Source organism: Bradyrhizobium sp., assembly GCF_049586575.1.
GTDB lineage: Bacteria > Pseudomonadota > Alphaproteobacteria > Rhizobiales > Xanthobacteraceae > Bradyrhizobium.
In genome coordinates this window covers 1-2,795 of record NZ_JBAVCF010000206.1, presented here as the reverse complement: position 1 = coordinate 2,795, position 2,795 = coordinate 1, and the positions used below count along the sequence as shown (strand labels likewise).

Below are 2,795 nucleotides of genomic sequence, written 5' to 3'. Positions count from 1 at the left end.
CCACTAGCATGGATAGGACACCTCTGCTTTGCTTCGGGGAAGCAAAATCCGGGAACGAACGCTGCGCCTTCACGCGGTCCTGGCATCGTCGATTTTGCAAGCACTGCCGGAAGGGACGACTGACATGGTGTGGCGCTGGCTTCCGGTGTAAGCAGGCGACCATCGAAACAATGGAAGCGACAACGATGACGAATGATGGTGGGCTCTCGAAAGCTGGACTTGATCGTCTCCGCGGCGTGATGGGCGGTCACGTCGAGCGCGGCGATGTCCCGGGCCTCGTGATGCTGGTGAGCCGCAAGGGAGAAGCCCACGTCGATGCGATCGGCCGTCTCGCGTTCGACGGTTCGCCGATGAAGCGGGACACGATTTTCCGCATCACCTCCATGACCAAGCCGGTTACCGCTGCGGCCGTGATGATTTTGGTCGAGGACGGCAAGATAGGCCTCGATGATCCGGTCGAGCGCTGGCTGCCGGAATTGGCCGATCGGAAGGTGCTGCTGACGATCGACTCGCTGATTCATCAAACGGTACCGGCGCGGCGCGCGATCACGTTGCGCGATCTCTTAACCTTCCGCTGCGGCTACGGCATTATCCCGGTATTTCCCGAACGCCTTCCGATCCAGCGGGCGTATGCGGAAGCAGGCCTCGCGCCGGGGCCAGTGTTTCCGTCCTTTCCGCCCGACGAATTGATCAAGCGTTACGGCAGCCTGCCGCTCGCCTTCCAGCCCGGCGAAAGCTGGCTTTACAACGGCGGCAGCGAAATCCTCAGCGTTCTGATCCCGCGCGTCGCAGGCGTGACGTTCGGGGAATTCCTGCGCGAGCGGATATTTACGCCGCTCGGAATGAAGGACACGGCGTTTTACGTCCCCGCCGATCAACACTATCGGTTCGCGACTGCCTATATGAACGACAGCAGGGCAAGACAGTTGAAGGTCTTCGATCCTCCGGTGACGGGCAGGTTTTCGAACCCGCCGCTGTTCGAAAACGGCGCTGCGGGCCTCGTTTCCACCGCGGACGACTTCAACGCGTTCGCCCGGATGATGCTCAACGGCGGCAGCCTCGGAAGCGCGCGCATGTTGTCGCGCGAATCCATCACGATGATGACGACGAACCAGATCGTGGCGGACCAGAAACGCGAGTCGCAATTGTTTCTCGGCAGTGCCAGAGGCTGGGGTTTTGGCCTGTCCGTTTTCACTGGCCTCGACGACCCGCATTCCGCCCCTGGCCGTTTCGGCTGGGATGGTGGATACGGAACCTCCTGGTATTCCGATCCGAAGGCGCAGCTCACCGGTATTCTCCTGACCCAGCGGATCATGGATTCGCCGACCCCGCCGCCGGTGTTCACGGATTTCTGGACCACGCTGGGCGAAATTGCCGCGGACTGAGCCTGCAGTAATCGTTTCGGCCCGATCGCCATCAATCTCTGAAATTATTTGGCTGGCATGTCGGGACCGCCCGACGTCAATCGTCTTATCGAAGAGCGCCGGCCTATCCGGGGCCTTTCGAATCGAAACGGAGAAGAAAATGCGACTTATGATGCTGATGATCCCGCGGGGCTATGAGGCGGCGGCGCCGGGCGCCATGCCGTCCGCGGAAGCGGTCGCCGCGATGATGAAATATAATGAGGCGCTCAAGGAAGCCGGCGTCCTGATCACCCTCGATGGTCTGCACCCGCCGTCGATGGGCGTCCGGGTGTCGTTCGAGAGCGGCAAGCCGGTCGTCACCGACGGCCCGTTCACCGAGTCCAAGGAAGTGATTGGCGGCTACTGGATGATCGAGGTCAAATCGCGCGACGAAGCGATCGCCTGGGCCAGGCGTTGTCCGGCCTCCAACAACGAAACGATCGAGATCCGCCAGGTGATGGAAATGTCGGACTTCCCGCCCGACGTCAAGGAAGCTGCGGCTGGATTTTCCGACATGCAGCGCGACTTGGCCAATCGCTGATTCAAACCCATTCAGTCCACAAAAACTTCAAACCCGAGGAGAAACCGATGAGCACCAACGACACGTTCCTTGCTGTCTTTCTGGGTAGCAAAACCAGCGCGAAATGGGCGGCCTGGAATGCGCTTTCGGAAGCGGAGCGCAAGGCGAGAGAGACGCGCGGTATCGCGGCCTGGAAGGCATGGGTCGAAAAGCACCAGGCTTCGATCGTCCAGATGGGCGGCCCGCTCGGCAAGACCAAGAAGGTCGACTCGCAAGGGATTGCCGATGTCACCAACGCCATCGGCGCCTTCACCGTCGTTCGCGCCGCTTCGCATGAGGCGGCTGCGAAGATGTTCGAAGAACATCCGCATTTCTCGATCTTCCCGGGCGAGTCCGTCGAGATCATGCCGGTGCTGCCGATCCCCGGCGGCTAGGTGACGCGTCACCTCGATCCCGCTTCGGACCGGGAAATCCGCTAACCGCGTTTTTGGGTCGGGGTCCGTGGGCTGTTTATTAGCAGCCTGCGGACTTCAAATCAGTACGGGCATCATGTAAAAGCTTTTTACATGAGCTGGCGCAAGGAACAGGGCCGCGCGGAACGCGGCTATCACCACGGCAATTTGAAAGAGGCGCTGCTGCAGGCAGCCCTCGGCCTGATTGCAGAGAAAGGCGCGGCCGGCTTTACGTTTGCCGATGCCGCGCGGGTGGCGGGCGTGAGCCCGGCCGCTCCCTACCGGCATTTTCGCGATCGAGACGAGTTATTGTCGAGCATCGCGCAACGGGGTTTCGAGCAATTCGAAGCCGCATTGTCGCAGGCCTGGGACGACGGCCGTCCCGAGACCGTCACCGCGTTTGAGCGGGTCGGCAAGGCC

The 2,795-nt window shown here is 61.3% G+C and carries 4 protein-coding genes; all 4 read left to right on the top strand.

The window, feature by feature from the left end:
* The first annotated feature begins 185 nt into the window (after nt 1-185).
* Complete coding sequence (locus WB528_RS07905; RefSeq protein ID WP_423887859.1) at nt 186-1,385, top strand: serine hydrolase domain-containing protein; 1,200 nt, start codon at nt 186-188, stop codon at nt 1,383-1,385.
* A gap of 139 nt (nt 1,386-1,524) precedes the next feature.
* Nucleotides 1,525-1,944, top strand: coding sequence for a YciI family protein (locus WB528_RS07900; protein ID WP_423887858.1), 420 nt, complete (start codon nt 1,525-1,527; stop codon nt 1,942-1,944).
* Nucleotides 1,945-1,991: 47 nt separating this feature from the next.
* Nucleotides 1,992-2,357, top strand: coding sequence for a hypothetical protein (locus tag WB528_RS07895; RefSeq protein WP_423887857.1), 366 nt, complete (start codon nt 1,992-1,994; stop codon nt 2,355-2,357).
* A gap of 132 nt (nt 2,358-2,489) precedes the next feature.
* A partial coding sequence (locus tag WB528_RS07890) for a TetR/AcrR family transcriptional regulator (protein ID WP_423887856.1) occupies nt 2,490-2,795 on the top strand: 306 nt, incomplete at its 3' end.